Source organism: Gallibacterium melopsittaci (assembly GCF_042433085.1).
In the GTDB taxonomy this organism is placed as follows: Bacteria; Pseudomonadota; Gammaproteobacteria; order Enterobacterales; family Pasteurellaceae; genus Gallibacterium; species Gallibacterium melopsittaci.
Genome location: NZ_JBHLWA010000009.1, coordinates 1 through 6,650, shown reverse-complemented (window position 1 = coordinate 6,650; position 6,650 = coordinate 1). Strand labels below are relative to the sequence as shown.

At 33.5% G+C, this 6,650-nt stretch carries 8 protein-coding genes; 6 read left to right on the top strand and 2 right to left on the bottom strand.

Annotated features, from left to right (window positions below; translation table 11 throughout):
- The 6 genes from ACFFHT_RS02095 to ACFFHT_RS02070 form a co-directional block, all read left to right on the top strand.
- Nucleotides 1-980, top strand: a 980-nt coding sequence (locus ACFFHT_RS02095; protein WP_382373002.1) for a VENN motif pre-toxin domain-containing protein, incomplete at its 5' end; no start/stop codon positions are given.
- Between the two features lie 266 nt (nucleotides 981-1,246).
- Nucleotides 1,247-2,227 (top strand): VENN motif pre-toxin domain-containing protein, encoded by a 981-nt coding sequence (locus ACFFHT_RS02090; RefSeq protein ID WP_382373000.1) that lies wholly within the window; start codon nucleotides 1,247-1,249, stop codon nucleotides 2,225-2,227.
- 300 nt (nucleotides 2,228-2,527) lie between these two features.
- A complete protein-coding gene (locus tag ACFFHT_RS02085) occupies nucleotides 2,528-2,668 on the top strand; it encodes a hypothetical protein (protein ID WP_382372998.1) in 141 nt (46 codons plus the stop codon).
- Nucleotides 2,669-3,022: 354 nt separating this feature from the next.
- A complete protein-coding gene (locus ACFFHT_RS02080; protein WP_382372996.1) occupies nucleotides 3,023-4,660 on the top strand; it encodes a VENN motif pre-toxin domain-containing protein in 1,638 nt (545 codons plus the stop codon).
- A gap of 1 nt (nucleotide 4,661) precedes the next feature.
- A complete protein-coding gene (locus ACFFHT_RS02075; RefSeq protein ID WP_382372995.1) occupies nucleotides 4,662-5,297 on the top strand; it encodes a hypothetical protein in 636 nt (211 codons plus the stop codon).
- Between the two features lie 23 nt (nucleotides 5,298-5,320).
- Nucleotides 5,321-5,653, top strand: a complete 333-nt coding sequence (locus tag ACFFHT_RS02070) for a VENN motif pre-toxin domain-containing protein (RefSeq protein WP_382373006.1) — start codon at nucleotides 5,321-5,323, stop codon at nucleotides 5,651-5,653.
- Here ACFFHT_RS02070 and ACFFHT_RS02065 read toward each other — a convergent pair.
- Together ACFFHT_RS02065 and ACFFHT_RS02060 are read right to left on the bottom strand one after the other, a co-directional pair.
- Entirely contained in the window at nucleotides 5,623-5,799 is a 177-nt protein-coding gene (locus tag ACFFHT_RS02065; RefSeq protein WP_382372993.1) for a helix-turn-helix domain-containing protein, read from the bottom strand. The two genes, ACFFHT_RS02070 and ACFFHT_RS02065, sit on opposite strands and share 31 nt — an antisense overlap.
- Before the next feature lie 109 nt (nucleotides 5,800-5,908).
- The gene (locus ACFFHT_RS02060) at nucleotides 5,909-6,577 is read right to left on the bottom strand and encodes a YtjB family periplasmic protein (protein ID WP_382373004.1); all 669 of its coding nucleotides are present in this window, start codon (nucleotides 6,575-6,577) and stop codon (nucleotides 5,909-5,911) included.
- Between the last annotated feature and the right edge of the window lie 73 nt (nucleotides 6,578-6,650).

Here is a 6,650-nt window from a genome sequence, read left to right as displayed (position 1 = left end):
CAGAGGAACTGACTGAAGCCCAAAAACAAACCGTCTCTACTTTAAGCCAACTGGCGAGTGGTTTAGCAGGCGGCTTGATTAGCGACACTACCGCAGGGGCAATTAACTCAGCAGAAATTGGTAAACGGGCGGTTGAGAATAACTATCTCTTTAGGCACGAAGCAGAACGACTACAAGAAATTAACAAACAATTAGTTAATATTTGTGCAACGGATGAGATTAGCTGTGCAGCTTTACGAAAAGAAAGGGCTGATTTGATACAGATTAGCTTAGAACGAGAGCAAAAAGCAGCACACGCCTGTCAATCAGGTAATCAAGCGATGTGTGTCGATGCAAAAGAAGATGTAGCTAAGGCAGTTCAAAGTTATCCTGATGGAGGGGCTATTCCGTCATTATCAGGGGTAGTTGTTAGTGAAAGTATGAATGTAAAAGACTTTAGAGATACATTGGATTGTATTGCAGGAAAAGGATGTGTTGAGATTCCAATGCTAGTATTGGGTGGAGCAGTTGGAGCAGGGCTAAGCACAACTAGTACGGGAGCTGCTGCTTTATCTATGGGGAAAGATATTGGCTTGTTAGTTGGGAAAAAAGCAGTTAAGTATCCGTTGCTTACAGAAATGACAGCTACAGCCATAGCTAATACAGGTTATCAATTGACACAAGACCAAGCTTACGATCCATATAGTTTATTACAAGCAGAACTTTCTACACTTTTAACACGAGGTAGAACATTAGGACAACAAATTAGTATTAATATTGGAATTAGTTCAATGGCAACACAAAATTCAGAGGATTATGGTTGGAATGCTCTTGGTGCAGTTACTGGTACATTAGGGACTTCAACAATAAATAAAGTTAATTTAAAAAATCCATTTTTAAATTCTATTTCATCTGGATTTGCTAGTGAAATATTAGGTGATTCAGAATTATTAAAAAAACAATTTAATAATACTAATAAGGCAAACAATGACAGCAAATAATTTTTATACTTCTTGTTTTAAATATTTTATCTGTATATATTTTCTTTTTTTATTGAAATATATTCTTTTTACAATAAGAATATATGTGGAAGAAGGTATTATTTTTTGGGAATGGTATTTTCTATATGATAACTTAAAGACTGCTTTAGTAATATATATACCATATTTTTTTATTAGTTTTTGTAGGTATAAATATCATTTAAAAAAAGAAGTACACTAGGAATTTCCATAAGTAAAATCAAATAGCGAGTGGTTTAGCAGGCGGATTGATTAGCAACACTACCGCAGGGGCGATTAATTCGGCGGAAATTGGTAAACGGGCGGTGGAGAATAATTTCCTTTCTGAAAAAGAGATTACTATTTTAGACAAACTTGCTCAGAAAAAAGTATTAACACCAGAGGATGTTGAACGTATTACGAGCATCAAAATGAAAGATAAAGTCTCTGATGCCTTGCTGACTAAATATCAGCAAGACCCAACATCATTAACCCCACAAGAATATCAACAACTCATGTATTGGGTGAATGAAGCGGCAGCTTGGCAACCTGAAACCGCCAAGAATATTTTAAAAATGGATGTGACAGGACCTGCAATAGAATATTCAAACCCTGAATTAGATAAGAAATACCAAGCTGCACATAGGATTTACAGTTCATTAGATTATCAATTTGGTAAATCCACTTTAGAGGGATTGGCGGTGCTTGGGAATAGTGGTAACGCAATAATTAAAGGGGTTACTACTGTTGAAACGCTTGCTAGAGGGATCAGTGATAGAGCCTTTATCACTGCTCTGCAAGCTGAAAAGGCAATGGGTAAAATTTCGCCTGCATTACAATGGTTAGAAAAACATCCTATAGCGAGTGAAACGCTGATTGCAGGAACAGTTTCAACGGGGTTTGATATTTATAATGGAAATATATCTCTAAATGATAAAGATAGCCTAGCGAAGCTCCCTCTTAATTATGCTTTAGCTGGCGTAATGGCAGGAAAGACATTAGGACAACAGTTGTCTATTAATGCTATTTATCAAGGACTTGTCAATATTAATGACAGCTCAAAGAGTAATCCTGATATTTTATATTCCTTAACAGGAGCGTCTGTTGGTATAGCTGCTTCAAATGTAGCTGATTATATTTTGATGAAAAATAAAACAGACGCAATTATAAGACAGATTCTTTCAAATAGCATCAGTTCATCTATAGATAATAAGCTCAGTTCACCTAAAAATAATGAGGAGAAAAAATGAAAAGATATTTATATATTTTTTTATCATTTCTTATAATTTATATTGGTTTTATTATGGTAGAAGAACTATATTGGATAATATATTATGGAAAATTAAATTTGAGCATTAATATTTTTATCTCAAAGTTAAAGGAAGCTCTAATTGGGTATGGGTTGGCATATATAGCTGGAAGGATTATATTAAATAATCGGAGATAAATATATAGCAGAAATAAATAAATTAAATTCTTAAGAAAAAACAATCTATGAAAAATTAGATAGCTTAGCGAAGCTCCCTCTTAATTATACTTTAGCTGGCGTAATGGCAGCAAAGACATGGGGACAACAACTGTCTATTAATGCTATTTATCAAGGCATAACATTATCAGATAAAAACTTATCAAATGAAGATTTTATTAGGAATTTAGGTGGTTCTGCTATTGGAAGTATTTCTGGTTTTTGAATAGATAATATTTTATCAAATACAAAATTAAGTTCTCCTTTTAGACAAGTTACATCTAGCTTTATGGGAAATTATATTGAAAATAAAACACAGCCTAATAAGTTGATGGATAAACAATGAAATTATTTATATATATTTTTTGTATTATTTACATTGGACTTATTAGTGAGGATATATATATATTTATTTGACAAATATACATATCATGTTGTAGGTGATATTAATTTTTTTGAACCCATTCCAACAGCAATAATTGCTTCAATTATTGGGTATTTTATTGAAATTATATTTAGAAAATAATATAAAAATCTTTTTTGCTAAAAGATATGAATCAATTTGTGAGGCAAAATAACAGTGCGCGCGGTTACAGGGGTATTACAAGGGATAGCGACAGGTGAAACCTCACAAGCAGTGGTCGGTGGCTTATCGCCGTATGCTAATTATGCGATAAAGGAAGCCACCACTAATCAAATAACAGGCGAAGTCGATACCCAAGCCAACTTAATGGCACACGCCTTATTAGGTGCAATCGAAGCCTATGCGACTGGGAATAACGCGGCTGCAGGAGCAGCGGGTGCGGTAAGTGGTGAGTTAGCGGCTAAAATTATTAGCGAACAGCTTTACGAAAAAACACCAGACCAACTCACCGAAGCACAAAAACAAACCGTCTCCACCTTAAGCCAACTGGCGAGTAGTTTAGCAGGCGGCTTGATTAGCGACAGCACCGCAGGGGCAATTAACTCGGCGGAAATTGGGAAACGGGCTGTAGAGAATAACTATCTATTTAGGCACGAAGCCGAAGAATTAGTCCGTTTGATGAAAGAAAAAGCGGAATGTGAGGCGCAAGGGAAAAATTGCCAAGCTATTCAAGATAAAATTACTCAACTTCATCTCAAAGATATTGAACGTAATAACCGTTTAGATGCTTCCTGTCGTCAAGGTATGAGTGCAGAATGTGCAAGTGAACTGGTAACGCTATCTGCTGCCTTTAAAAGTTTTCAGGGGTATATGCTAGAGGCAGATAATCCTGTAATGAATAGCCAGTATCGCCAAGTGGCTATCCAGTATGGTGAAGCACAAAGTCAACGGATGGAAAATATTGCAAAAACTGCTCTGCTTCAAATGTCAAAAGAACAAATTGATGGTGCAGCGTTATTAACACAGTTGACCATTGATGCGGTTGTATATGGCAATGCACAAGCAAAAGAACAACTTAGCCAAATTGGACAAGAGATAAAGAAATTTGTGCAATCTCCTATTGAAACAATTAGCTCACAAACAAGAGAAACTCTCAAACAAGCAGATGAATTAGAAGCGAATGGCTATCGAAATGAAGCTGACTTACTTCGGATGAAAGTTTATTTATCTAATGAATTAGGAACTATTAGTACTGTTACAGGAATAGCGGGTATAGGAAAATTTACTGCTGACGGTATAAAAAACATCCTTGATAAATCAGTTAGTAAACTTCCAATTGTTGGAAAAACAACAAATTATGAGAACGCAACTTTTATCTATCGTTATGATGATGACTTCCTATCCATTATTAATGCTAAAAGTCAACCTAAAGCAAGAATTGATATGAATGGTAATCTGATTCCTGCAAATCCAAAAGGTAGTGGTAGCATAGAAAATCATATCAGGGGAGGAAATACCGGAAATACGCCTTATATTTCTTTTACAGATCCAAGATATACTGAACAGCCAAAAACATATGGTAGTAATAGAATTAGTGTGAATCTCACACAATTAGAGAAAGATATTCGAGAGGGGAAATTATCTGGAACTCAAATAACAAGTCATAAAGAACTAATAGTTTACCTTCAAAATAGAATAAATAATGCCGAAATAAGATATATTAATAATCCTACATTAAAGAATAAAGAAAGACTTAATGATGCAATTAAAGATTTATCAAATGCAAAACGAGATGGAGAGTGTTTAATAAAAGGATGTGTGCCAAATAATTATATTATTAAGGAGAATAATTAATATGATTACAGATAGTGAAATGCATGAATTATTATATTCTGTACCAGATAATGTGGATTATACTACTATTATTGAAGAGGTGGATTATCAAGACATGCCTCTCAATCGGATAAATAAATTACTTTATATAATTCACCATGAAGAGGATTTTAAATTTCATGATGTATTAAAAGCTGCCGGAATATTATGTTCTTTAGGGATTGATAATGGGTTTAAATATATAAAAAGCTTAGTCTTAAATAAAGATAAATATTTAAATGATAAAAGTTATGAATACTTATTAATGACTATTAAATCTTATTTGGTATCTCAAACTACTTTTGGTAACGAAAATAAAGCTAGAATAAGTATTTATCCTTGTATGAAAGAAATTATTAGACTTTCCGAAATAAAAAGATTTAGCATTGCTAGATTTTATTGGGTAATTGAAGAAAGAGATTATAAGGAATACATTCCTCTTATTAAACATTATCTATCTCACGTTATAAATAATTATCAAGAAAGATATTGGGATATTTATGATGCAAGTGTTCTTCTCTTAAAATTAGATTCTGAATTTGTTATAGAGTTATTTAAAAAAAATAATTTATTATTAAGGGATTTTAAATTAACAAATAACAATTTGAATGATAAGTAATAGTAAATTAATAGGAATAACTTATTATATATGCCTTAAGCCAACTTGCCAGTGGTTTAGCTGGCGGATTGATTAGCGACACTACCGCAGGGGCGATTAATTCGGCGGAAATTGGGAAACGGGCTGTAGAGAATAATTTCAACCTTAATTATACCAATGAAGAACTAGAGGGAATGGCGATAAATGCAAAAGCTTCAGCATTAACTAAAGAGATTGATCAAAAGGTTATTGATAAGTTTGAAAGAGAACATCCTGAGCTTATAGAAAACCTAAAAACAACAGGTGATATAGCTTCTTTCTTAGCCGATTTAACGCCTGTGTACTACTACAACTTGATATTTAAAGTCGGGGTATAGGTACGTTTGGTATGAAACACGGCTAAACCGTTTATTCCTGAATGTTGATATTGAGCAATCCAACGCCTTAATATTCGTTTAGGCACGGTAAATATACGACAGGTTAAAAAAAGACTTTCATAGTGTTCAAAATAAAAATCTACCACTTGCTGTTTAAATGTTTGGTTATGTTTGGTTATAAAAAATCTATATCTCTATCTGTTGAATAATAAGTCCAACTTTTTGGGGTCAGATCATCATAAAATGGCATTTTCTTTATCGCTTAAACCTACGTCTTCTTTGATGAAACTGTTTACTTCTTTGTAAGTTATCTGCGGGCTTACGAATCAATTTTATTGGTTCTAATTTTACTTTCTTACGACGGAATACATAATGAACACTACTTGCTATCACCAATCCAACCAATAATACGACAATCACTTCGGCATAAAGATAATGGAATTGTTGATTAATATTACTTTCCGTCGTTTGCCCATATTGTCCATCAAAAGTAACGCGTAAAAAGCCAATAACGCTATTGGCATTAAAAATGGGTTCAACAATTTGCTGTGTTTTTGCTTCACTTTCTACACCATCTAAACCTAATTGTTGGCGTATGTTTAATGAATTCTGACTTTGTGCAAGTAATTCACCGTTGCCACTGTATAACGATGCATCTAAAACAAATTTCTCTCGACTAAAAGTATTCAATAAATCCGTTAATTTCTCATTAGAAACATTATTTGCTAATAGTGTAGAAAAAAGGTTTGCTTGCTGGCGAACTAACACATGTGACAAATTAGAAACCTGATTAATACTGGCTAATTGTGAACCAAATTTGAATTGGTTAATCCCAAAGAGAATCACTACCAAGGTGATACCACTCACTAACAAAATACCGAGCAATAATATAATCCGAATACTCTTTTCTCTTACACTATACAAGTGATCTGCACCCCTAAAGTTGGACTTATTATCCAACAGACAGAGGTGCAGATTTTTTATGACCAAATATAAC

Bases quoted from the DNA above. Each gene is read 5' to 3' on its own strand.
- ACFFHT_RS02085 (WP_382372998.1), top strand. From the start codon at position 2,528: ATGGCAGCAAAGACATGGGGACAACAACTGTCTATTAATGCTATTTAT.
- ACFFHT_RS02075 (WP_382372995.1), top strand. From the start codon at position 4,662: ATGATTACAGATAGTGAAATGCATGAATTATTATATTCTGTACCAGAT.